Raw genomic sequence first — 25,413 nt, 5'->3', positions numbered from 1 at the left:
TTGTGAAATCCAATAAAACTTAAAAAATAGTTACGGTAACGTAAACGTAGTATAATAACTAACATATCATATACATTATGAAAAGTAAACTTTGTAGATTATTTCTATTTTTCTCTGATCAGATACCAAAAGCTCGATGCACAGGTATAAAGGTATCTTGTCTTTTTTTCTCTTTTTTATTATTGAACTGCGGTTTCTCACCAGTCTTATTAGCCAACGTCGCAACCACGGCAGATATTGACCAAAATGTAAAAGGCATAGTGAAAGACAAAGATGGGAAGCCATTAGAGGGTGCGACTGTGACTATCAAAGGTACATCTGTAGGAACACAGACTGATCGGTATGGCGAATTTACGTTTCCGAATTTGGAAAAAGGCAGCGTGCTGGTGGTAACATATACAGGTTATTTGGCGCAGGAGATTAAGTTAGCAGACCAAACCAAAATCGAAATCATATTGCAAGAAGATCCAGCAGCCTTGGAAGAGGTGGTAGTTGTGGCATTTGGACAGCAAAAGCGAACGGATATGGTTGGTTCTGTTACACAAGTTAAACCTGAGAATCTGCGAATACCATCTAGTAACCTCACAACGGCTTTAGCTGGACAGGCTGCTGGTATCATTGCGTATCAGCGTAGTGGGGAACCCGGTATGGACAATGCTGACTTTTTTATCCGTGGTGTGACGTCTTTTGGAACGGGTAAGGTAGATCCGTTGATCTTAATAGACGGTGTTGAGGTAGGTGTCACTGAGATGGCGCGTTTGCGTCCGGATGATATAGAGAGCTTCACGATTATGAAGGATGCCACTTCAACGGCTTTATACGGTGCTCGCGGTGCAAATGGGGTTATTTATGTAACGACAAAGCAAGGTAAAGAAGGACCCGCAAGTATCTCCTTCCGTAGTGAAGCATCGTATTCTGCGCCTACTCGTAACGTGGAATTAGCAGATCCAATAACATACATGAATTTGTACAATGACGCGCTCCAGTCACGCTCACCACTTGAAAGACCATATTTTACACGCGAATATATTGATGCGACAGAAGAAGGGAATTATCCAATTCTTTTTCCACAGGTGGACTGGCGAGAAGAATTATTTAAAACACATACGATCAATCATAGACATAATCTGAATATTCGAGGTGGAGGTAAAGTGGCTCGATATTACGTGGCGGGCTCTTATGCACAGGATAACGGCTTATTAAAGGTTGATCCGGTCAACAATTTTAATAATAATATAGATCTAAAGAGTTATACACTCCGTGCTAACGTGAATGTGGACGTAACAAAATCGACAGAACTTATCGTGCGTCTGAATGGTATATTTGACGATTATAATGGTCCCATAGAAGGAGGAAAATCTCTTTTTGAAAAAGTGGTTAGAAGCAGTCCCGTCGAGTTTTTGCCCACATATCCAAAAGACGCAGATCATGAATATGTCCAGCATATCATGTTTGGGCGGCCGGGGGATGCGGAAAGATCTTTTATCAATCCTTATGCCGATATGGTTAGCGGCTATAGAGATTATACCCGTTCGGTTATGATGGCGCAGATGGAACTGAAACAGGACTTAGGTTTTATAACTCCTGGGCTACGGTTTCGGTCGATGTTTAATACCAATCGTACATCCCGATTTGAAATCAGACGTTCATATAATCCCTTTTATTACGGGATAACATCGTCAGATCGTAGGACGGGAGATTATACCTTGGAAGTTTTTAATGAATCATCAGGGACGGAATACTTAGATTATAATGTGCCAGGAGGTGACGGTGTAAGGGTCCAGAATTCAATATTTTATATGGAGTCTGCAATAGATTATAGTAGGGTATTCAATGACAAACACTCTGTTAGTGGTTTATTGGTGAATATTATTCGATCTAGTATTGACGCACATGCGACAAATTTACAAGTTTCACTTCCATCAAGAAATGTCGGTGTTTCAGGAAGAGGTACATATTCCTATGATAGCCGGTATTACGCGGAATTTAACTTCGGTTACAACGGTTCGGAACGTTTTCATGAAAGTCATCGTTTTGGTTTCTTCCCTTCATTTGGTTTAGCATGGAGTGTGTCCAATGAAAAATTCTGGGAACCATGGAAGGAGAAAATTCATAATTTTCGTGTGCGTGGAACGTATGGTCTTGTAGGGAATGACCAGATCGGATCGGCGACAGATCGTTTCTTTTATATTTCTGAAGTAGATATGAGCTCAGGGGGACGTAGTTATACGTTTGGACAACAAAGCAGGCGTACGTTGAGTGGTATCAATGTGCGTCGATATGCTAACCCTGGTATCACTTGGGAAACTGCTTACAAAAAAAATCTGGCGGTCGAACTGGGTTTGTTTAATAAGGTTGAAATCCAAGCCGACTTCTTTTCTGAAATCAGAAAGAATATTTTAATGAATAGGGCGGATATTCCGACGACGATGGGATTGACTGCTGATGTGAGTGCAAATGTAGGGGAAGTGTCCGGTCAGGGAATGGATATGTCAGTGGATTTCTCACATAGTTTTAACAATCAGATGTGGCTACAGGCAAGGGGCAACTTTACCTATGCAACTAATAAGTATCGCGTGTATGAGGAACCGACTTACGATAAGGAATGGTGGAAATCCAGAATCGGGCAACCACTCAATCAGCCTAGGGGGTATCTTGCCGAACGCCTCTTTATAGATGATGATGAGGTTCAGAATTCTCCGTTTCAGGATTTTACTGGGCAGCCAAATATCGCGGGTGATATTAAATATAAAGATATTAACAACGACGGTATCATTAATAGTTTAGATGAGGTGCCTATCGGTTTTCCAACAGTTCCACAAATTATTTATGGCGTAGGCTTTTCGTTTGGGTGGAAAGCATTAGACCTGTCTGCTTTTTTTCAAGGATCTGCCTACTCTTCTTTTTTCGTAGATCCGGTCGCTGTCCAGCCATTTGTTGACGGAAAGCAGATCTTGCAAGCTTTTGCAGACGATCATTTTTCTTTAAATAACCCAGACGTATACGCATTGTGGCCACGTTTAAGCATAAACAATCATAACAACAATGTCGTCCGTAGTACCTGGTGGCTGCATAACGGTGACTTCCTACGGCTAAAGCAGGCTGAAATAGGGTTTTCATTGCCTGAGAATATGCGACGTAGACTCCACGCGAAGACAGCACGTTTTTACGTGAGCGGGACAAATCTGTTTAATCTTAGCCATTTCAAGTTGTGGGATTCGGAAATGGGCGGTGACGGATTGGGTTATCCACTTCAAAGGGTATTTAATTTAGGCATAAATGTAACTTTCTAATGTAATGAAGTATTTAAAAACAACAATAATAGCTTGTATCATCGCTGTATCTGTAGGTTGTAATAAATGGATAGATGTCGTACCTGATAATGTCGCGAGTTTAGAATATGCCTTTCGGATGCGGAGTACTGCGGAGCGATATATGGCGGGATGTTATTCTTATATACCCAATTTTGGGAGTATGTATTATAACCCGGGGCTTTACGGGGCTGATGAATTTTGGTTATCTAGTGATAAGGCTACTTGGACAAACTGGAATATCGCTCGTGGTCAGCAAAGTGTATCGTCTCCGTTAATTAACTATTGGACGGGCGGAAGCGGGGGGACCGATTTATGGGAAGCAATCAGCGAATGTAATATTTTTCTCGAACATATTGGTATTGTACCGGATATGGATAATTATGAGAAGAGACAATGGGCTGCGGAAGTAAAATTTCTGAAAGCATATTATCATTTCCTACTCTTAAGATCCTATGGCCCTATTCCAATTATGCGCGAGAATATACCGATATCGGCATCGGGGGAAGAGGTAAGGGTGTTCCGTCGGCCGGTAGATGAGGTGTTCGAGTATATTGTGGAATTGATTACCGAAGCAGAAGAGGATTTGCCGCTGCAGTTGATGAACGAGAATTCGGAATACGGTCGCATTACATTGCCTATCGCATTGGGTTACAAAGCAAAAATTTTGACCTATGCTGCGAGTCCGTTATTCAACGGCAACAGTACTTATGCCAATTTTGCCAATCACGATGGAACTGTTTTATTCAATATAGAGTACAGTGAGGAAAAATGGAAACAAGCTGTAGATGCACTGGAACAGGCCATTATGGTGGCTCATCTTCAAGGTTATCAATTGTATGAATTTCCACTGAATCAGCAGACCCAGAACATTCCCGATAGCCTACATTTGGGGTTAACAAATAGAGGCACGGTGACCGATCAATGGAACCGAGAAATTATATGGGGACACAATAGTTCCACTACTCAGTTGCAAACATGGATACAGCCCAAAGCGTTGAGTGAGGAGCAACGTGTCTATTCCACACCTAATGGAAGTACAGGTGTTCCGTTAAAGATAGCCAGTTTATTTTATACGGAGAATGGTGTTCCGATAGATGAAGATAGAACGTGGGATTATAACAACCGTTATGGCTTGAAGGTTGCCGAGTTCGAAGATAGGTACTATATTAAGCAAGGAGAAACAACAGTTGCGTTCAACTTTGATAGAGAGCCTCGTTTCTATGGATCGTTGGGTTTTGATAGAGGTATCTGGTATGGACAGGGAAACTTCAATCAGGAAGAACCCTATTGGTTGCGACTAATGATAGGCGAATTCGGTGGGAAACAGCAGGCTGGCTGGCATTCCGTTACGGGATACTATGCAAAAAAGTTAGTGCATTATACGAATTCTAATTCGGCAAACTCGACTTACAATGCGGTTAATTATCCTTGGGTAATACTCCGCTTAGGAGATCTTTACCTGCTGTATGCAGAAGCGTTGAATGAATTGAATGGACCGACTGCGGAGGTTTATGATTATTTAGATAGGATTCGTTCTAAAGCAGGCTTGCTAGGTGTTTTAGACGCCTGGCAGGGATTCTCCAGAATACCAGATAAACCACAAACAAAAGAAGGTTTAAGAGAGATTATACAGCGGGAACGAGCCATTGATATGGCGTTTGAAGGAGAACGTTTTTGGGATTTACGGCGCTGGCGAACTGCTCCCGACGAACTGAATCAACCCATTACAGGTTGGGATGTGGATCAAAATAATACAATAGGGTTTTACAGAGAACGTGTACTTTTTGATCAGCAGTTTAGGGTAAAGGATTACTTTTGGCCGATACAACAACAAGATCTAATCGTTAATAAAAACTTGGTTCAGAACCCTGGATGGTAAAAAAGAAAGGAAAATTATGAAAAATATAAAATTTTTAGTGATAATATCCATTTTGCTGGTGTATTCATGTGAACAGAAACAAAATGAACCATTGGTAGATAGTTTCGGTCCTCCAGCGGAGGTTAGAAATGTTAAAGTCGAAAATTTACCAGGTGCAGCTCGTTTAACGTATACCCTACCGAGTGATCCAGGCATGTCATATGTAGCAGCTGAGTTTACGGACGACAGGGGCTTGAGGAAAGTGGTTAAATCTTCCGGTTTCAAAAATTATGTGTTATTAGAAGGATTTGGAAAGGCAAGAGATTACGATGTGGAGGTGTATTCCGTTAGTAAATCAGAACAACGTTCTGCTCCTGTTAAGGTGAATATAAGTCCGACTACTCCCCCGATACAGCTTTCCGCGAATACGGTGGAAGCGACACATACGTTTGGGGGGGTATTATTGAACTTTAAAAATGAGTTTAAACTGGATTATGTGTTTTATACGCTGATAAAAGACGAAGATGGCAGATGGACTGAATATGACCGATATTATTCTGGCGCAGAAACAGAGAACATTCTCTTCGCTGTGCGTGGACTGGAGGCCACACCTACTGAATTTGCCTTTTATCTACAAGACAAATGGCAAAACCGATCGGATACACTCTATCATACACTTACACCTTTATATGAAGAGGAACTGAATAAGGATCTGTGGAAAGATGCAGCGTTGATGGATGATTTTAATGAACCGTTATACTCACCGCTATATCAGCTATGGACACCCGGTGAGCGAACCTATTTTTTCCAAAATGCTCGAGACTATCCAGAAAAAGCCGGCATGCCTACTTGGGTAACAATAGATTTGGGACGGGAATATCTTCTCGGGCGTATGAAAACGCATATGGTAAGGCATGCAAATACATGGAAGTATGGTTCGTGTTCACCGAGACGTTTCGAAGTATGGGGTAGTAACGAGGCAACGACAAATTGGGATAATTGGACATTACTGGGCGAATTTGAATCTACGAGACCCTCTGGAAGGGGCGTGGGTGAACCACTTACGGACGATGATGAGAAACAGTTGGTGGATGGAGAGGATTTTGAATTTGATTTAACGGACCAATCCTACCGTTACATTCGTTATAAAGTGAATGAGACATGGGGTAATACATTGAATTTCTGTTTACTGGAAATTACCTTATGGGGACAGGCAGTGAATTAACATTTAAAAATGAAAAAATGAGAAGATTATTTTGGATATTACTTGCCTTTGTGTTCGTCGTATCTGGTTGTAAAAAACTGGACGATAATTATAGGCAATTTGTTGGAGATGGAGAAATTAAATACGTTGGTAAAGCGGATTCATTACATATCAGAGGAGGGGATCAAAGAGCGGAGCTTTCGTGGCTTTTAATGTCCGATCCTTCAGTCTCTTCCTATAAGATATATTGGAATAATAGGCAGGATTCTCTATCCGGTGAATTAACAAAAACGGAGAACGTCGATACGGTGAAAGTGATTATCGACAACCTCACAGAAGAAACTCATGAATTCCAAGTGTTTCTTTTCGATAATGAAGGGCGTACTTCGGTATTGTCATCGATTGTGGCTAGGGTATATGGACCTCGTTATAGGGGATCGCTGCTGAATCGCCTTATTGGCAACAGTAAGGTACTTCGGGGTGACCAGTTGGAGTTGACGATGGGATTAGCAGAGGAAACACTACTGTATTCAGAGGTTAGATATCTCGATATCAATGATGAACTGACTAGCCATCGTATTATTCCGAATGTCGAAATTGATACATTGCTTAATTTTCCAAATGGGGGGAGTTACGAAATGCGATCTGCATTCAAACCTGACTCGTTGGCTTTAGATACCTTTTATACAGACTTTGAATTATTTGAAACAGAGGAATTCGCTTTCGTGGAGAATCCACTTGAGCTTTCCTTTAAAACGCGAATGGTTTACGGGACACAAGATAATCAACTTGCTATTTTAGTTTCGACAGATTTTAATGGTGTTTATGAAAAGGAAGATATAAATGCCGCTACCTGGACGGATATTACTGAGGAATTTACCCTCTCCAGCGGAGGAGATGATTTCACGACATCAGGAATCAAGGAGCTAGAAGCTTATATGGAACCGAATAAGCCAATATATATAGCGTTTAGATATACCTATCTTCCGGATGCTGGTAACCCAAGAAATTGGATGATTGAAGATGTGTTGGTAAAGACAGTTCTAAACGGTATGGAACTAGGTATTGAGGGCAAAGACGTTAATATCGTGGTTGTCGGCGAAACTGATCGGGATGTTGCTGTTCTTGGATCTTCGGGAAGGATTACATTTAGAGGAAATACAGGATTGCGAGATCAATCTTTGGTTACTTGGGGAATTAGTGGGCCATTGAATTAGAAACGCGAGATTTTATAACGTATTAAAAGCTAAAAATTATGAAGACAATAAATTTTTATATTTTATTCCTTAGTGTGCTACTATTAGTAGGGTGTTCTAAAGAAGAACAGGATATAATCAATCCTGATGAGGAAGAATCGGAAGAAATCATTGATACCCGTTATTATGTTGCTCCCGTAGCTCGTGGCGCGGGTGATGGAAGTTCAGAGACAGATGCCGCGGATTTTTTAGCAGCTAATTTTTGGAATGAAATACGCAAACAGCTTTTGTCGGAATCGGTGGAAGTTCAGTTTGTGGATGGCGAGTATCAGAGGGCTTACTTAGAACACGGGCTTGTTTTTGAACGAATAGGTCATCCTGAAAATAAATTGGTATTGAAAGGTGGGAATAATGTACTTTTTCCACTTAAAGAAGGTGAAAGAACCAAATCATATATTATTGATTTCAGAGGTGCTCAAAATATTGAAATAGACGGATTTCATTTTACGGGAAATGGATCTATTAATTATGTAGTGCGATTTACAAGAATAGCGGATAAATCCCTTCCGACGAAAAATATCGTTTTAAAAAATAGTTCTTTTATAGATATGAAGGGCATAGTTTATGGGGCGTCCGGATGTTCTTATGAAGAGACAAGTCATATTACCTATCAAAATGTGACCTTTAAACGTATTGGTGTCGCTAGTTCAGCCCATATGATTTATAATGCCTATGGCACATCACATATCTATATTTTCGATTGCCATTTTGAAGATTGTATGGGTGATTACGTGCGGTATCGAGCAGGTAGCGATTATGGTATTGTCAAAAATTGTGTTTTCTTAAAAAGCTCTAATGACTTTACTGGCAATATGTTTATTGCTTGGCCTCAATTTAACAGTCGTCCTCCAGTAGGAGATGAATATTTTACATCAAATCATGTTATTGTAGATAATGAGTTTACAAATGCGACATATAATACAACAACCAATGCACTCGCGTTTTATCATTCGGGTTTTTCTCCACCAGAATGGGATTATCTTTTGACGCGAGATGAAGGGCGTATCTTGCAATCGGGAACGACACTTCAAAAGAAGCAACTATTGAGGGATAATTTTGGCATTGATACCGATAAGATCCGGATGCATGGCAATAGCTTTTCGTCCCGCATAACTAGGCAATTTGCTATGTCAATAAGGGTAAACTATGGGGCAGCTAGCAAAGGATGGGTAGGTGACGGAGATATTACGGCAACGATCGGCACACAGAGCGAACCTTTTGACTGGGAGCCATGAGTTATGGAAGGATATCTAAAACGTATAGGATAAACGGGAGTTCCTGTTACCGCAAAAGTTTTTGAAAAAATTCATCGGGGGAAACGCAAACAAACTTATAATATGTTAATAATAAAAAATGTCATAAAGAATAAAATTATTAGCAACGTTATTTCGTTTCTACTGTTTTTGGTTTCCTTTCTAATTCCTTATTTAAGTTACGGGCAAGAACTTACTGAAAAGCCGTATACTTTGCTTTTGTCGGGCGCATCTTTTGCAGCTAATGTAAATGGTTGGTTTGAATTAAGTTGTGAAGAACTCAATATAGAAGGGATAAATCGAGCAAAAGGGGGGACGGCCATTGCCGATTTGGCCAACCAAATGGCTCATGATAGCCTTTATAGTGCGAAAGAACTAGAGGAAATAGATGCATTAGTACTCATGCATGCTGTAGATCGAGATGTATTCGATGAAACAGAACTCAGAGAAAAATATACACATTATGAGATTCCTTTTGATAGGAGCAATTATGCTATGGCTTTTGATTATGTGATTAAAAGACATCAGACAGCGTGCTATAATCTAAAATTTAATAAAGAATCTAAATATTATGGAAAGAAGCACGGTAAACCGGCTCTTATTATTTTATGCACCGACTGGCATGACGGACGCACAAAATATAATTCGAGTATCCGAAAACTGGCTGAAAAATGGGGTTTTCCTTTAGTAGAGTTTGATAAGCATATAGGGTTTTCTAAGAACGCGCCGCATCCTGTCACAGGGAGACAAACGAGCTTGCTGTATGCGAAAGATACACAAACGATAAATGGAGAGACCTTCGGATGGCATCCTTTGCGAGGACATGATGAATATATCCAGCAGCGGATGAGTGTCATCTTTGTAGATGCCATGCGAAGTATATTGTCTTTGAATAGATGTATGAACAAAGGTTACTAATTACTAAAAATTGAACAGCCATTAAAAAGCATTGATTGTTAGTTAATGACGATGTATTACACACCCGAGAAAAATAGTAAAACACTCGTTACAATATGATAAGACTAATTAGAATGTTTGTAACTCTAAACATTATTACGTTATTTTATAATAATATCAAAGTATTATAAACAAAAAACAAAAATTTTAAAAAAAGGAATAATCTCTTTTTATCACATATTTTCGGGTACGCACCCGTAAATATTTAATGATATAGAATGGGAGATACAGAAACAAAAAAATAGAATGAAAAAAGGAATCATTTATATCTGTTTGTTTGTTTTAGGTTCATGGAGTTTATGTATTGCACAGCAGAAAATATATGAATTTGAAGAATTAGGACAGCCGATTAAAATACCGTTGACGATTGAGTTTGTGACAAGAGATCAGGAAATAGGGCCAATTGCTTGGGGCGCATTTACTGATGCGGAGAGGAATGCGCTGGTAGGGGTGCATATGGAGGACGGTCGGCTTATCGAAGTGGACTTGGCAAAATTTGGGAAAGCGAACGCCCTGCTGTTGTTTAAAGACTCTGATCGCTATATTTACTTGTATTCGGGAAAGCCGGGACGTTTTTTTAAATACGATGTTCGCCTGAACAAGCTTGAAACCATCGGGGAAACGAGTAAAGCACAATATTGGATGAAGAATAGCTATACTATTTCTTCTGAAGGTTTAATCTATGTAGGTACATATCCTCGAGTAGCAGTTTCTGTACTGAATCCGAAGACAGAAGAGGTAACCATTATCGACCGTATATCTTCCTCTAAAGGAAGTGAATATGTGATTAATCCCGAAGCTGATATCGATGGCGTCGTTTACTTTGCTACCGGTATGCAGCATGGAGAACTATGGTCTTATAACACTAAAACAGGACAAAAGAAGCAAATTCTTCCAGAAAATCTGATGACGTATGGTGCACCGCAAATCTGGCGAGCGTCCGACGGACATGTTTACGGCAAAAAAGGAAAGACAACTTTTCTGTGTACAGAAGCACATATCGTTACGAAAGAGGCTGAAGAAGCCGCTGTCAAGACACTGGATAACCTATATGGGAACATGCGAGCATTATATCTCAACAGAGACGGCAATCTGGTTGTCGAAAACAACAAAAGTAAAAAGAGATCGATCATAGCAAGCACCTTTAAACCCGCGGCGCGTGAAGTATTGACGATTGGTGATGTCTATAACGGTAAGCTATACGGAAGCGGAATGAAACCGGGTAATATCTTTACTTATGACATACAATCGGGAGAAATCGATGATTTGGGTATATTAACACGAGGCCGGGTGCAAGCATATGATATTTTGGCTCATAAGAATCGTCTGTTTATGACGAGTTACACGGGCGGATTCATAGATGTATTTACCCTAGATGAAGATAATAAGCCTTCTAACCGCGAAGCTGTGGCTCATTTGCACAGTTTGGCAAAACAGGAACGCCTACTGGAACTGCAGTTGGCACCAGATGGTTATATATATTGTCCGACGGTACCGATTAAAGGCTATCTGGGAGGGACGTTGGTGCGAATAAACCCCAAAGATTTGGAGGTAGAGGTCTTTAGGGATATTGTCCCTAACCAAAGCCTAATGTCTGTTACACCAATACCGGAAACTGGAGAATTGCTGTTAACATCATCTGTTCGTGGAGGTTCAAGTGCTAAACCAACCGAAAAAGAAGCGGTCATCGTCGTATGGGATCCCGTCAGTAAAAAAACGACCTATCAGGGGAAACCGATAAAAGGTGCGTCCGTTTACGAAGGAGCTGTACGCGGCAATAATGGCTTGATATATGGAACTGGTCGAAACAGTTTGTTTGTGTTTGATCCCATAAAAAAGGAAATGGTAACCACCATGTCTGTGGATAATCCAAGTGGCAATGCTATGAGGATTAGTTTAAGCGATACGCTCGCTGCCGATGGATTAATTTATGGTATAGACACTCGCAATGGAAGATTATTGCAGGTGGATCCTGCAAAGAATGAGTTGAATATTGTGGAAGAACATGAGTCGTTAGTAGGAGCGCGGACCGCTAAGGTAAAGGAAGATGGATATCTATATTACGCAACACACTCTAGATTATTCCGTGTCCGTATTACCAATTAATTGGAGTATAGTTTGTCAATATATAAATATAACTTGTATATGAATAAGAAGCCAAATATGAACCGGCGGCAAATTCTAGGGCTTTTGAGTGTGGGAAGTGTATCGTTATTTCACAAAAAAGGATACGCCTTACCAGAGAAGCAATCAGAGGAAGATACACATAAAAGTTTTTCAACTTCGGACTTGGTTATTAAAGACAGTCTAATGGAGATGATCGTGGATAAGCAGCTGAAAGATAATATGGTTGTTCATACGTTAGGTTATTATGAGGCGGGAGATGGGGGAGGTGCTACGTATAGACTGTATCCAAGTATGGAAAATAAGGACGCACAACTTGGTGAATGGAAGCTGGAAACGAATCTGGTAGCCCGATTAATTGTAGTGCAGGTAGTAAGTTATGCCATGTTTGGTGCAAGAGGGAATGGAATTGACGATGATGGCGTATACATTAAACAGGCACATGATTTCGCAAATATGCATAGGCTTCCTGTGGTAAACGTCGGCGGAGAGTATTGGTTGAGCGCCTCACATACCATACATATATGTACTAATGTAGAATGGGGCGCGACTATTTTTCATATCTCGGAAAAGGATAATACAAAGAACAATGCTCGTTTTGTCATTAGAAGTTACCAACAGCCCGAAGATATTATCTGGAGTAACGAGATCAAACAGAAATTTCTAGAAAAGCTTAAACCCGGTATTCAGCAGTTTGAAGAACTATCACCTTATAAAAATACCTTGATTTTTGTCCGGGACGATAATGATCGTATTGGTTACCGTGCAGGAACCCGTTACGGTGGACACTCTTGGGCAAGAGAGGATTTTTTTTATGTAGAAGAACACGGGAGAATAATAGGAGACATTGCCTGGTCATTTGAGGATTATACCCACCTGACGGCTTATCCGGCAGAAGAAAGCTATTTGGTTGTAAATGGAGGAACATTCTATATATCCGGTGAAGGGCCTGTAAGAGACGCGAAAGGGTACCAACATAATGGTTTTACGATTACAAGGAGCCGTACTATTATACGAAACCAATGGGTGGGGATGGAAAAAGATATGGTAGATACTTCCATGAATCCACGAACAGGCTTTTATAACTTTAGTCGTGTTTATGATATTACATTAGAAAATATACGTTTGATACCTTGGGAGCAAGACCGTGAAGGAACCGAGCGAGATGTACCGGCAGGTACTTATGGCATTAGCGGTGCTCGCGTGTTAAAAAGCTGTTTTAATAATATTATGGCTGAAGGAGGAGCAGTTCATTGGGGCGTATTTGGTACAAACTTGATGAAAGACCTATATGTAAACAGATGTCATCTAAATCGTATAGATGTGCATTTCCATGCTTGGAATATTCATATAAAAGATTCTAGGATTGGGTATCGCGGTATTTCTGTGTCTGGGGGAGGTCAACTCACTATCGAAAATACTGTATGTAGCTCTCGCTTTTTTGTTAATTTTAGAAGCGATTACGGTGCAAAGTGGGATGGAGACGTTCGGATAATCCAATGTAAATTTACTCCACCAATATCACCTCTAACTGCGGTGATGTATTTTATGCCACAGAATTTTGAATACGGATACCCTATTGGTATAGCACATAGTATTTCCATAGAGAATCTCCATATTGAACAATTGGAAGACACTTCGTTATCACCATGTTGGATAATATATGCTCCGTCATTTTCAAGAACAAACAAAGGCGACAGATTATTCTTTCCTCGTGATATCACATTAAAGAACATCCGTGTCAGAGGAGGGCGTAAGGGGGTGAGGATTATGAAATTAACAAACCCACAACATTTTATTGTCCGGGACAGGCCGAACAATAACGGGTATGCCAATAGCCAATTATTGCTAGAGGATATCGATCTCGAGTATGTGGATAATAGGGACACACAGCAAATGGAAGCAAATATGCAGTTTATAGCCAACGATACTTCTTTCGTTGAAGAGGAGCTATACTTGCAGTTATATATTGCTCGTTGCAACGGACTGGCGGCTTCCTTTGATGCTGCAAAGCTGGATATTGATGTCCGGCATAGTGTGGTGAATCAATTAATCTGTTCGTCGGATAAGCTTCTTGGCAAGATCAGTTGTTGGGATTGTACGTTTGAGCCGCGTACAGATTTACAGGATACACAAAACGTATTTATGTTAAATTCAAGCGAAGGAACAAGCTTCGTTAATTGTCGTCTGTCTGCCCCACTAATAAACGGAAAACCCGCTATCGAAATGTTAAATTTAATAAACTTTGTAGAATTGAATGGTATTGTTAAATATAATCATTTGCACACCATGTTTGATCATCGAACATTAAACGCGATGAGAGAAAATGGAATAAAACTAAAAAAGAATTTCATTCAAAAACTCATGCAAAATTATGAATTTAAAGATGGAGAATAAACAAAAAGTCTATATCGGAATTGGTTGCGCATTTCTTTTATGGTGGATCAGTAGTTGTGCCAGTCATGGATCTACAAGAAGAACAGGCAAGCAGCTCGATTTGTATCTATTGGTTGGTCAATCTAATATGGCGGGAAGAGGATTTCTAGATTATGAAGATACACTGGCTCATCCGAATATATATGTACTAAACGCAAGCGATGAATGGAGTGTTGCAAAAGAGCCTTTACACTATGATAAAGCGAATCGAGGTGTAGGACCAGGCTTGGCATTTGCCAAAAACATGGCGAAATATCAGAGAAATGCTAGTATCGGGTTAATTCCGGCAGCAGTGGGAGGAACTAAGATTTCCTATTGGGAACCTACTGGAGAGAGAGGTCTATATAAAGAAGCGCTTCGAAAAGCAAGAGTTGCAAAAGAACGAGGAACGTTAAAAGGTTTACTTTGGCAACAAGGTGAATCGGATGCCAATACCAATGACGCATTATTATATAAAGAAAGGCTGATAGCACTTATGCATGCTTTCAGAAGAGATTTAGAATCTCCCAACCTACCCATTGTGATTGGCGGACTCGGGGATTTCTTGAAATCAAATAGAGCAGAACAAATCAATCAGGCCATGAAGGAGGCGGTCGATATATTAGGGAATGCCGCATATTCTGAAGCCAGTAAACTCGGTCATATTGGAGATAGTCTCCATTTTAATAGCGCCGCACAAAGAGAAAATGGCATGCGTATGGCAGAAGCGATGAAACCATTGTTAAATAAAAAAAAATTATGAAATGAATATTGGGTATTGCATACGTGTTTTTCTCCTTATTCAGATATTGATATTTTTTGTTTCGACAAAGAACAGGAAAGCCCTTATACAGAGGTTAAACGGCTTGATTGGAATCGGTGAGCTTAAAAAAAGAGATCTCTAGATGGTTAATAAGCCATCGAGTTAAACACATACTATTAGACTTATGATTAAAAACACACGAAATAGCAACTTGCTGCTTTTATTTTTAATAATTATTTCCTCTTCTCTTAAAGGGCAGGAAAAGACGTTGACTAAAGAAGAAGACGATGCACGTATCGATAGCTACGAACGACAACTAAAAGATTATTTAGTCCAATACCTAGTTGATGGGTATGAGGAACGATCCAGTCGACTTTGGAACAGAGATTATAGCAGCGGTTATGCGCTGGAGAGGAGTGTTGAACCTAATCGTAGAAGGTGGAAACAGGTTCTTCATCCTCCCATTTTAGAAAAAACGGGTGCGATGAAAAAGGTTCCCTACGAAGTAAACGGTATTCGAACCGAATGGGTTACCTTGCCCCTCGGAGCTATTGTCGCTGAAGGAATTTTGGCGTTTCCAAAAGAGGCAAGTAAGGATAACCCAGTGCCTCTCATCATTGCACAACATGGTATTGGAAGTGGGCCGGAGACACCTTTTGAAAATGGGAAAAGCTATCACGCTTATGCAAAGGGTTTGTTAGAAGCTGGGTTTGCGGTCTTGGCACCAATGAATTTAAGGTCGATAGAACGACGTAATAATATAGAGCGTTACGCCCGTTTAGCGAAGACTAGCATTCCAGGTATTGAATTTTCACGCATGCAACATCTATTAGACGTCGTATTGGAAGATGAAAGGATAGACGGAAATCGTATCGGCATGTGGGGAGTCTCCTTAGGTGGAATGGCAACGATGTTTTGGATGCCATTAGAACCCCGAATTAAAGCAGGAATTGTTTCGGCTTGGTTTAACGAACGAAGAAATAAGATGGTTGTGCCGGATGAACGGTATTCAGCCTTTATTATTACCAAGGAAGATTATGTATATGTTCCGGGTTGGTTGGAAGAATTTTCAGATGATGATGTCGTTTCCATGATAGCACCGAGACCCTTGCAAATACAACATGGTAAGAAAGATAGGATCGCGCACTGGCCACAGGTCATGGAGGAATATGAACGAGCAAAGATACACTACCAGAAGTTAGGAATAGAAAATCAGATTGATATGGTTATGCACGAAGGTGGGCATGAAGCTATAGTAGAACCAGGCGTAGCTTTTTTTAAGAAATGGTTGGCTCGATAAAATAATTATTAACACACCGACCTTATTTATTGTATGAGAATAGTATATACAATCTCATTTCTTTTGTGTGGTTTACTCAACTATAGTCGATCGCAGGATCGGACTAGCCGCCAAGACATCGATGAAAGATCTGGATATCAGTTAACTGAAGTAATAGTAACAGCGGATAAAACGGAAACGGATATGCAGAAAACCCCGCTAAGCCTCAGTGTTTTAAATGCTAAAGAAATCAATGATATCCGGATATGGGATGTGAAGGATCTGTCCGCAGTTGTTCCCAATCTGTATGCAGCACATCCCGGCGATCTCAGAAGCGTTGTCAGTATAAGGGGGGTAACAACTTCTTCATACGAACCTGCTGTGGCTGTTTATGTCGACGGCGTAAACCAATTCAGTTTGGATACCTATATCTCACAGTTGAACGACATAGAAAGAATAGAAGTTTTAAGGGGGCCACAAGGCACACTGTATGGTAGAAACGCCAGTGGAGGAGTTATTAATATAATAACTAAGCAGCCGGATAATCAGATACGGGGTTTTGCCGGAATAGATTATGGAAATTTTGGCTTGCAGCGTTATACTGCAGGTATAGGGATTCCCGTCATTACCGATAAATTATTTGCTGGAGCAACAGGTCTGTTCCAGCTCAAAGATGGATTTTCTCTAAACGAATTTACGGGTTCATCTTACGATGATCTGAATATGAGCCAGGGAAATTACTTTTTGAAATACCAAACTAACAAGCGGCTGACGTTTTTGGTTAATCTAAAACACCAATTACAATTGAACAGCGGAGCTTTCCCATTGGTCTCTGGTGTGCAAGAGGCTTTTGAAAACCCGTATACATTAAACCAAAACAGGATATCCAGAATGAGGGATAAGACTTTCAATCTTTCTTTGGCTGCCACATATCAGCATGACAATTATGTATTGAACTCCCAGACTTCCTACCAGGACAACTATCGTTTTTACGAAGACCCGATAGATGGTGATTTTTCCAATTACGATATTGTAGCCGTTGTGAATAACTATGGTGAAAAATGGAACAGAAGTAAAGTTTTTATGCATGAGATCCGGCTTTCGTCTCCTTTACATTCCATATCCAAATTAAGATGGAATACGGGTATTTACGGTTTTATACAGGAAAATCCAGTTAAACAGGGGACTTATTATGGCGATGACGCAGAAATGTACGGTTCTCCGATAACCAATTTTACTGACATCAATATCAATAACCTTACGGGCTACGGTTTCGCAGGTTTCGGACAAATAGATTATCTACTATCTTCATCATTATCTTTAATTGTTGGATTGAGATACGATTATGAGCATAAGAAACAGAAGATAGAAGGCGTATTTCTCCCAGATGGCGGAGAAGCAGTCATTACAAGGACGGATACGTCAGCTTCTGAAGCGTACGGAAACTTTAGCCCGAAAATTGCATTGAATTACAGCTTGTCCAAAGAACATAATTTTTATGGAATATATAGTAAAGGATTTAGAGCCGGAGGTATCAGTCAATTGTCTTCTGACCCTTCAGCGCCACCTCTTGTTCCGTACGATTCGGAATATAGTGACAACTTTGAAATAGGAAGCAAAAATATGTTTGCAGGCAAAAGATTAAGGTTGAATGCTACTTTATTTTATACCCGGATAAAAAACGGACAGATCCCTGTTCTAATTATGCCGGAAGCACTGACATTAATTCGCAATGCGGCAAAGTTGGAGAGCAAAGGTGTAGAATTAGAACTCTCTGGCCTTCCTGTTAAGGGGCTTGAATTTACCTATACTTTTGGCTATACCAATGCTTCTTATAGAGAACTGATTATTGCAGATGATGGAGAAAATAAAGATTTAAGTGGTAATAAACAGATCTTTACACCCCAAACAACTTCGTTTTTGTCATTACAATATACCCGAAGTTTGGCTTCAAATACAAATTCTAAATTATTTGCGAGGCTGGAGCACAGAAATATCGGAAAACAGTATTTTAATCTGGCGAATACAATCCAGCAAGATGCGTATAATCTGCTAAATTTCCGTTTAGGCTTTCAGTATAAAAGAATGGAAGCAGCTTTATGGGTATCCAATCTGATGAATAAAACATATATTGATTATGCTTATGATTTTGGAGCAGTACATTTAGCGGAGCCACGAATGTATGGTTTAACTATCAAAACTAGTTTTGTAGGAAATTCGGGTAAAAAGGAAGTTAACTAAATTCGTTGATAGTTTGTGAAAAAACTTGGATGTAATAAATAATGTTTCTAAATTCGTTTATACTATAAATCTGAAACTTCCAATAAGAAAAGAGATGATAAGAAATATTTATTCAAAATTTGGTGTTCTTTCCGGGTACGTTAACGCTTGTAAGGCTTTTGCTTTCTGCTCAATAGCTTTTATATTTTTAAGCGGTGTATTTTGGCGAGCACAGGCACAAGATCTAAAAGGTATAGACGTCGTATCCGAGAAAAAGAAAACCACCACGGCGGTTGAAATTGCCGTGGTATTGGAAAAGCAAGATTGGATATATGATATAGGAGAGGAAGCTGTCTTTGTCGTAAAGGCATACAAAAACGGTGTGGCTTGCGACAATGAAAAAATCCAATTTGAAATAGGCCCCGAAAAGATGCAGCTTACGAAACGTGGTGAAGTGGAGATAAAAGGCGGGGAAGCATTGATCTCTGGCGGGACAATGCAGAAGCCCGGTTTTTTAAGGTGCGACGTGAAAATGGATGTCGACGGACACCCTTATAACGCTCGGGCAACGGCAGCATTCGCACCGGAGGAAATTAAACCAACGGTTAAGCAACCTAAGGATTTTTCCGTTTTTTGGCACACAGCGATTCAAAAGTCTAAATCTGTGCCTCTCCATAAAAAGCTAACCTTATTGGAAAACAGAACCACAGAGGACGTTAATGTTTATCAGGTTGAATATGAATTTCTGAGTGAAAACGTCGAAAAATTTTATGCCGTACTCTGTATTCCGGAAAAGGAAGGGAAGTATCCTGCGATTATACGATTTCCCGGAGCAGGTTGGGCTCCATTGTCAGGCGATAAGGCAAATTCCGCGAAGGGATTCATCACGCTCGATTTGTATATACATAGTAAACCCGTTACAGAAAGTCAAGCATATTATGAGGATTTGAAGAACAATGAGCTTAAGGACTATATGTATAAAGGTATAGACAACCGAGATTCTTTTTATTACCATAATGTACTCTTAGGTTGTACGCGTGCCGTCGATCTAATTTATGACCTGCCCAACTTCGATGGCGAAAATTTGGGTGCTTGGGGATCAAGCCAAGGAGGAGCGCTTTCCATCATCACTACCTCATTAGATAAGCGTATCGATTATTTTGTCGCGTTATGTCCCGCCATGTGTGATTTTTCAGGCTATTTATATGAGCGGGCAGGGGGATGGCCACATTTTTTTCTGCGCCCAGAATTATATGAAGGTAAGGAAAAGGAAGTATTAGAAGCATTGTCTTATTACGATGTGGTCAATTTTGCCGCACATATCAATGTACCGGGTTTCTTTTCTTGGGGTTTTAACGATGCCACCACACCACCCACCTCCTTCTATGCGGCATATAACATGGTGCAAGCACCAAAACAAACTTTTATCATCCCTGAAGGGGAACATAAGATATATCCTCCACAGCGACAGAAAACCTACAATTGGTTAATGGATAATTTGAGGAAAAATAAAGCAAGTAGCCAAAGTGGAACATAAAAGATAGCAATGGATCGTAGATATTTCTTGACAAGTTCTGCTATTTTATGGGCTTCAACAAGAATAAAGATAGGAAATGCAAACACGGGTAGAAAGTTAGAAATGATAAATCAATCAACAATCATAAAAACAAAGTCAGATTTTGAAAGAGAGAAGCTCCGGTTTCCTTTTGGATTTAAAGGAGCATATCTCAGCGAATTATGGCAAATAGTCGTTTTGCTCGAGAACGATAAGAGAAAACAGGGACTGGGATTAGCTACGCAGAGTGTCCTATATGGCGATGCGGAGATATTTGCCTCTACCTCTGAATCCAACGGAAATGCAAATATGTTTGTGCTAACAAATAAAGCGTTAAAATGGATAGAAGGACGATCATTAGATAGCCCGATAAAGCTGTTTGACGAAATGCTACCTTGGTTGATCGAAGAAGGTAAAAAACTAACAGGATATCCTAATCTTAATATAAATTTTGTATACAATGCCTTGGTTAGTATCGATAATGCAATGTGGATGTTATATGCAGAAGAGAACGGTATCTCAACATTTACCGAACTTATACCTTCGACTTATCGTCAAGCGTTTAGTCACAAAAATGATAAGATCGCTGTTATGTTTCAGATTTCTTATGACATGCCACTGGCAGATATTAAAAAGGCAGCTGAAGAAGGATATTTTGTATTTAAGATAAAAACGGGAAGTCCTGGTGAGCAAGAAAAGATGTTGCAACAGGATAAAGCGAGATTAAAAGAGATCCATGATATCCTTAATAGGGAAAGGAATAAAAGGATAAACAGAATCTATTATACGATGGATGCCAATGGACGCTATGAAAAAAAGGAAACATTGCGAAAGTATCTGGATTACGCAAAAGAAATTGGCGCATTTGAACATATCCTATTATATGAAGAACCTTTTGGGGAGAGTGACAATGAAGACGTTTCGGATCTCGGAGTAATTATCGGAGCCGACGAGAGTATTCACAGCGAAGAGGATGCCCGTCGTAAGATTGCGTTGGGATATAAATCATTTATCTTGAAAGGTATAGCAAAGACATTAAGTCAGACCGTTAAGATTGCTAAGATAGCCCATGAAAATGATATACCATGTTTGTGCGCAGATTTGACAGTCAATCCAATTTTGATGGAGTGGAACAAGAATGTTGCTGCTACACTGGCTCCTTTTCCTACAATTGGGATGGGATTGATGGAAACCAATGGTGATATGAACTATGTGAATTGGGAAAATATGAAGAAGAGACATCCGCTTGCGGACGCTAAATGGACGCGGGTGGTAAACGGCATATTTACATTAGACCAAAATTTTTATGACACTGCAGGTGGTATTTTTTCCATTTCAACATATTACCAACAAATGATGGGGATTGCGAGGCAGGGATTATGAAGACAATATTAAAAACAACGCCAACGGTTAAGAAGCTGGTTGCCGTAGCTTTTGCTTTTTTGATAGTTATCGGTATTTTGGGTTACAAAGAGGGATATTTAACCCAAAAAGAACCACCTAAGGAAATTAACATATCGGTATTACCCGGATTGCAGTTTAGTCTACCTAGATTTCATGTTGTTCCAGGGCAACAGGTCGTCCTTCGTTTTACGAATACAGACGATATGGATCATAACCTCTTGGTTATCCGGCCGAAATCTCGAGAAAAGGTGGTAAATCTCGCCGCCAAATTGGGGGCAGAAGGAGTAGCAAAAAGTTATATTCCCGAAACTGATGACGTGATGTGGCATACGTCTGTTTTACATGCAGATCAAACAGAAACATTGTCTTTCACAGCACCATCAAAAGAGGGGGTATATCCGTATGTTTGTACTCTACCAGGACACGGACATGTCATGTACGGAGCGATGTATGTGAATGAATCTGGTGAAATGCCCGTGTTGACAGAGGATAAAGCAGTGCCACACCATGTTAAGAATAAAGTACATGTTCATGCAGAAACCAAAAATCATCCTTATGAATTGGTACCTCCTTATTATTATCGACTATATATTGATGGCGCAAGCCCAGCAGCAATTGCTGTCCACTTACCTGGAAACATATCCTTTTGTTGGGATGCAACCCCGTGTCAGATGAGATTTGTATGGAAAGACGGGTTTGTCGATAATACGGAGTTGTGGAAAGGCCATAAAGATGCGAAAGCGAAGATAGAAGGGACAATTGTGTACCGCGAAACCCGGCCGGCCGTACTAACGATCGGCGAACAAAATACAAACAAGAATCCGCCTAAATTTAAAGGATATCGGGTAACGGATGGTGGTTATTTAGAATTTTGTTATATCGTAGAAGGTATCGAGATTTTTGAAACGATAAGAGAATTGGAAAATAAAAATGGGATTGTACGTCATTTTCGGATTCCAACATTAGATGATAATGTTGTTTTTCACCATACAGAAGAAAAAAAAATAACCTGTTATTATAATGGCGTACCATTACCGGCTGGGCCGCTTGTCTTGGATAAAAAAAACGGAAAGCAATTTAGTGTGGAGTTTAGAATAGAGAAATAATGAGAACGGCGATTACATATTTTTTAGGCGCGTCGATAGCTTTAGCGGCTTGTCAAGGCGATGTTCTAGTCAGTGAGGGTGCATCTTTTCAAATAGATACTATTGAAACACCTCGTGGGTTGACAGCAGAAGTAGCCGCATTGGATTTTTTAGCAGATGGTCGGTTGGTTGCGGCTTTTATGCGGGGAGAGGTGATGATTTACGAACCGGATACGAAGGAATGGCGTGTTTTTGCAACAGGTCTGCACGAACCGCTTGGTTTAAAGGTTATTAATGACCGTGAGATGCTGGTCATGCAATTACCCGAACTAACACGGATCAAGGATACCGATGGCGATGGAAAGGCGGATATGTATGAAACGGTATATGACGGATTTGGTATGACGGGAAACTATCATGAATTTACCTATGGCCCCGTGGAAGACAGCGACGGCAATTTGTATTTTGCCTTGAATTCTTCCTCAGCGGGAGGAGGGATATCTGCTGAGCTTCGAGGAGATACGTTGATGGACGGCAAGAGTCGGGAAGGTAAACCTATGTTTTCCATTGTACCCTATAGAGGTTGGGTGATGAAAATGAAAAAAAACGGAGAGATTTTGCCGTTTGCTTCGGGTTTTCGTTCGCCTAATGGATTAGGGCTTGATGCAAAAGGAAGGCTGTTTGTTACCGATAACCAAGGAGATTGGGTAGGATCGAGCCCCTTGCACTATGTCCAGGAAGGTAAATTTTACGGACATCCGGCAAGCTTGGTATGGACGAAGGGATGGAATAGAGGCAACCCATTTGAACTGAATGCGGATACATTAAATGCAATGCGGGAGAAGCCTGCTGTGATTTTTCCACATAACGTCATCGCAAATTCACCTACCCAACCTGTTCAAATTAGACATAATAAAATGCTAAAGCCATTTGAGGGACAGTTTATTGTAGGCGAGATGAATCAAGAACGCCTAGTTCGTATTATGCTAGAAGATGTAAACGGAGTGGTCCAAGGTGCAGTGACACCGTTTATAGATGGTCAGGGGCTACGAAAAGGAAACAACAGGTTAGTTTTTGCGCCGGATGGTAGTCTGTGGGTAGGCCAATCAGATCATGGCTGGTTAGGAGATAGGGGAATCCAACGCATTTCGTTTACCGGCAAAACGCCGTTTGATGTAGCGGACATACATCTTCTTAAAAACGGGTTTGAAATGTATTTTACACAACCTATCGATCTGGGAGATAGCATTAATATAGCCAAAGCTATCCGAGTTCGTCGCTATAACTATCTATACCATCAAAAATATGGTTCGCCAGAAGTAAATCTTAAACAGATGTCGGTACACGAATGGAAAATATCGAATCGAGGAAAGAGATTGCAGATAGACCTCGGTGAAATGGAGAAAGATTATCTCTATGAAATCACGCTAGATTCGGTTTTTAATAAACAAAGGACAGATACCTTGCTGAATAAGCTAGTGGTATATACGGTCAAGGAAACTTTATAATGATTTGTTTTAATAGAAAAAGCACACGATTTAATATGAAAAGCAGACGAAAGAAGCATATGGCACTTTGGAGCACGGCAGTATTTATGTTAGGCACCTTAGTCACTCACGGACAAACCATGAAAGTGTCCAAAGAAGAAATATGGGATAAGATAGAGCGGTATTTTGTACCACCCGAACAATTTAAACAAGAATTAGGTGAATATCGTTCCCCTTTGAACTTTTATGATGGCAGGGTAGTAAAAACAAAGGAAGATTGGGAAGAACGGAGGACAGAAATTAGAGAAAAATGGCACGACATGATGGGGGAGTGGCCTGATATAATAGAAGATCAGACCTTAAACATATTGGACTCTATTCAGAAAGAGGGGTACACACAATATACGGTGACTTTTAAATGGTTGCCGAACGAAGAAACAACGGGATATCTTTTAGTACCCGAAACAAAAGGCAAAAAACCAGCAGTGGTAACGGTTTTCTATGAACCAGAAACAGCAACAGGTGCGGGAAAACCACATCGCGATTTTGCTTTGCAATTAACAAAACGTGGGTTTGTAACATTATCCATCGGCACGAAAGAGACATCTGCCAACAGAACCTATTCGCTTTATTATCCGTCAATAGATAATGCTACAGTGCAACCCTTGTCTATGCTGGCATATGCTGGGGCGAATGCTTGGGAGGCATTGGCGAAATATCCAGAGGTTGATGAAACCCGCATCGGAATTATGGGGCACTCTTATGGTGGCAAATGGGCGATGTTTGCCTCTGCTCTATATGATAAATACGCCTGTGGGGTATGGTCCGACCCAGGTATTGTTTTTGACGAAACCAAAGGAAGCGGTGTGAATTATTGGGAGCCCTGGTATCTTGGTTATTATCCTCCACCCTGGAAAAACACATGGCGAAAAACAGGAATGGGAGCAGATGCAAAGGGGCTATATCCAAAACTAATTGAAGAGGGATATGATCTACACGAGTTACATGCATTAATGGCACCACGTCCCTTTTTGGTTTCAGGTGGATCTTCGGACCCCTTGGAAAGATGGATACCACTGAACCATACTATTGCAGTGAATGAATTGTTGGGGTTTGAAAACCGGGTAGCGATGACAAATCGCGTAGCACATTCACCAGATAGCACTTCCAATGAACAGGCATTCTTATTTTTTGATTATTTTTTGAAACGATAGGTCGGGCGCGACGATGGATATTTGG

The 25,413-nt window shown here is 40.4% G+C and carries 16 protein-coding genes; all 16 read left to right on the top strand.

The features are described 5' to 3' along the window. Nucleotides 1-77 precede the first annotated feature (77 nt). The 16 genes from H8B21_RS14500 to H8B21_RS14425 all read left to right on the top strand — a co-directional run bounded on the left by H8B21_RS14500 (nucleotide 78) and on the right by H8B21_RS14425 (nucleotide 25,388). On the top strand, nucleotides 78-3,293 hold the full coding sequence (locus H8B21_RS14500) for a SusC/RagA family TonB-linked outer membrane protein (RefSeq protein ID WP_190314472.1): 3,216 nt from the start codon (nucleotides 78-80) through the stop codon (nucleotides 3,291-3,293). Between the two features lie 4 nt (nucleotides 3,294-3,297). Then, on the top strand, nucleotides 3,298-5,193 hold the full coding sequence (locus H8B21_RS14495) for a RagB/SusD family nutrient uptake outer membrane protein (RefSeq protein WP_190314471.1): 1,896 nt from the start codon (nucleotides 3,298-3,300) through the stop codon (nucleotides 5,191-5,193). Between the two features lie 16 nt (nucleotides 5,194-5,209). Further along, nucleotides 5,210-6,397, top strand: coding sequence for a DUF5000 domain-containing lipoprotein (locus tag H8B21_RS14490; protein ID WP_190314470.1), 1,188 nt, complete (start codon nucleotides 5,210-5,212; stop codon nucleotides 6,395-6,397). 17 nt (nucleotides 6,398-6,414) lie between these two features. Then, entirely contained in the window at nucleotides 6,415-7,593 is a 1,179-nt protein-coding gene (locus H8B21_RS20655; protein ID WP_223815048.1) for a DUF4998 domain-containing protein, read from the top strand. Between the two features lie 38 nt (nucleotides 7,594-7,631). Then, a complete protein-coding gene (locus H8B21_RS14480) occupies nucleotides 7,632-8,867 on the top strand; it encodes a hypothetical protein (protein WP_190314469.1) in 1,236 nt (411 codons plus the stop codon). 102 nt (nucleotides 8,868-8,969) lie between these two features. After that, nucleotides 8,970-9,803 (top strand): DUF5040 domain-containing protein, encoded by an 834-nt coding sequence (locus tag H8B21_RS14475; protein ID WP_190314468.1) that lies wholly within the window; start codon nucleotides 8,970-8,972, stop codon nucleotides 9,801-9,803. A gap of 285 nt (nucleotides 9,804-10,088) precedes the next feature. Further along, a complete protein-coding gene (locus H8B21_RS14470; RefSeq protein ID WP_190314467.1) occupies nucleotides 10,089-11,948 on the top strand; it encodes a hypothetical protein in 1,860 nt (619 codons plus the stop codon). A gap of 39 nt (nucleotides 11,949-11,987) precedes the next feature. Further along, nucleotides 11,988-14,363: a hypothetical protein gene (locus tag H8B21_RS14465; protein WP_190314466.1), complete on the top strand. Its 2,376-nt coding sequence runs from the start codon at nucleotides 11,988-11,990 to the stop codon at nucleotides 14,361-14,363. Then, a complete protein-coding gene (locus H8B21_RS14460; protein ID WP_190314465.1) occupies nucleotides 14,353-15,144 on the top strand; it encodes a sialate O-acetylesterase in 792 nt (263 codons plus the stop codon). The genes H8B21_RS14465 and H8B21_RS14460 overlap by 11 nt, the downstream gene beginning before the upstream one ends. Before the next feature lie 184 nt (nucleotides 15,145-15,328). After that, nucleotides 15,329-16,444, top strand: a complete 1,116-nt coding sequence (locus H8B21_RS14455; RefSeq protein ID WP_190314464.1) for a dienelactone hydrolase family protein — start codon at nucleotides 15,329-15,331, stop codon at nucleotides 16,442-16,444. A 33-nt stretch (nucleotides 16,445-16,477) separates the two neighbouring features. Beyond that, a complete protein-coding gene (locus H8B21_RS14450) occupies nucleotides 16,478-18,664 on the top strand; it encodes a TonB-dependent receptor (protein ID WP_190314463.1) in 2,187 nt (728 codons plus the stop codon). Nucleotides 18,665-18,758: 94 nt separating this feature from the next. Continuing rightward, nucleotides 18,759-20,180 carry an acetylxylan esterase gene (locus H8B21_RS14445; protein ID WP_190314462.1) on the top strand — a complete coding sequence of 474 codons (1,422 nt, stop codon included), beginning with the start codon at nucleotides 18,759-18,761 and terminating at the stop codon, nucleotides 20,178-20,180. Between the two features lie 102 nt (nucleotides 20,181-20,282). After that, complete coding sequence (locus H8B21_RS14440; protein ID WP_190314461.1) at nucleotides 20,283-21,581, top strand: enolase C-terminal domain-like protein; 1,299 nt, start codon at nucleotides 20,283-20,285, stop codon at nucleotides 21,579-21,581. After that, a complete protein-coding gene (locus H8B21_RS14435; RefSeq protein ID WP_190314460.1) occupies nucleotides 21,578-22,708 on the top strand; it encodes a plastocyanin/azurin family copper-binding protein in 1,131 nt (376 codons plus the stop codon). Before H8B21_RS14440 ends, H8B21_RS14435 begins: the two co-directional genes overlap by 4 nt. Beyond that, a complete protein-coding gene (locus tag H8B21_RS14430) occupies nucleotides 22,708-24,195 on the top strand; it encodes a PQQ-dependent sugar dehydrogenase (RefSeq protein WP_190314459.1) in 1,488 nt (495 codons plus the stop codon). The genes H8B21_RS14435 and H8B21_RS14430 overlap by 1 nt, the downstream gene beginning before the upstream one ends. 35 nt (nucleotides 24,196-24,230) lie before the next feature. Then, on the top strand, nucleotides 24,231-25,388 hold the full coding sequence (locus H8B21_RS14425; RefSeq protein WP_165293293.1) for an alpha/beta hydrolase family protein: 1,158 nt from the start codon (nucleotides 24,231-24,233) through the stop codon (nucleotides 25,386-25,388). Nucleotides 25,389-25,413: the final 25 nt, after the last annotated feature.

The organism is Sphingobacterium chuzhouense, assembly GCF_014692525.1.
GTDB classification, from domain to species: Bacteria; Bacteroidota; Bacteroidia; order Sphingobacteriales; family Sphingobacteriaceae; genus Sphingobacterium; species Sphingobacterium chuzhouense.
Note: the sequence above shows the minus strand (reverse complement) of the source record. Positions and strands in the feature narration are given on the sequence as shown.

Bases quoted from the DNA above. Each gene is read 5' to 3' on its own strand.
- H8B21_RS14475 (WP_190314468.1), top strand. From the start codon at position 8,970: ATGTTAATAATAAAAAATGTCATAAAGAATAAAATTATTAGCAACGTT.
- H8B21_RS14450 (WP_190314463.1), top strand. From the start codon at position 16,478: ATGAGAATAGTATATACAATCTCATTTCTTTTGTGTGGTTTACTCAAC.
- H8B21_RS14435 (WP_190314460.1), top strand. From the start codon at position 21,578: ATGAAGACAATATTAAAAACAACGCCAACGGTTAAGAAGCTGGTTGCC.
- H8B21_RS20655 (WP_223815048.1), top strand. From the start codon at position 6,415: ATGAGAAGATTATTTTGGATATTACTTGCCTTTGTGTTCGTCGTATCT.
- H8B21_RS14480 (WP_190314469.1), top strand. From the start codon at position 7,632: ATGAAGACAATAAATTTTTATATTTTATTCCTTAGTGTGCTACTATTA.
- H8B21_RS14465 (WP_190314466.1), top strand. From the start codon at position 11,988: ATGAATAAGAAGCCAAATATGAACCGGCGGCAAATTCTAGGGCTTTTG.
- H8B21_RS14425 (WP_165293293.1), top strand. From the start codon at position 24,231: ATGAAAAGCAGACGAAAGAAGCATATGGCACTTTGGAGCACGGCAGTA.
- H8B21_RS14500 (WP_190314472.1), top strand. From the start codon at position 78: ATGAAAAGTAAACTTTGTAGATTATTTCTATTTTTCTCTGATCAGATA.
- H8B21_RS14430 (WP_190314459.1), top strand. From the start codon at position 22,708: ATGAGAACGGCGATTACATATTTTTTAGGCGCGTCGATAGCTTTAGCG.
- H8B21_RS14495 (WP_190314471.1), top strand. From the start codon at position 3,298: ATGAAGTATTTAAAAACAACAATAATAGCTTGTATCATCGCTGTATCT.
- H8B21_RS14445 (WP_190314462.1), top strand. From the start codon at position 18,759: ATGATAAGAAATATTTATTCAAAATTTGGTGTTCTTTCCGGGTACGTT.
- H8B21_RS14490 (WP_190314470.1), top strand. From the start codon at position 5,210: ATGAAAAATATAAAATTTTTAGTGATAATATCCATTTTGCTGGTGTAT.
- H8B21_RS14440 (WP_190314461.1), top strand. From the start codon at position 20,283: ATGATAAATCAATCAACAATCATAAAAACAAAGTCAGATTTTGAAAGA.
- H8B21_RS14460 (WP_190314465.1), top strand. From the start codon at position 14,353: ATGGAGAATAAACAAAAAGTCTATATCGGAATTGGTTGCGCATTTCTT.
- H8B21_RS14470 (WP_190314467.1), top strand. From the start codon at position 10,089: ATGAAAAAAGGAATCATTTATATCTGTTTGTTTGTTTTAGGTTCATGG.
- H8B21_RS14455 (WP_190314464.1), top strand. From the start codon at position 15,329: ATGATTAAAAACACACGAAATAGCAACTTGCTGCTTTTATTTTTAATA.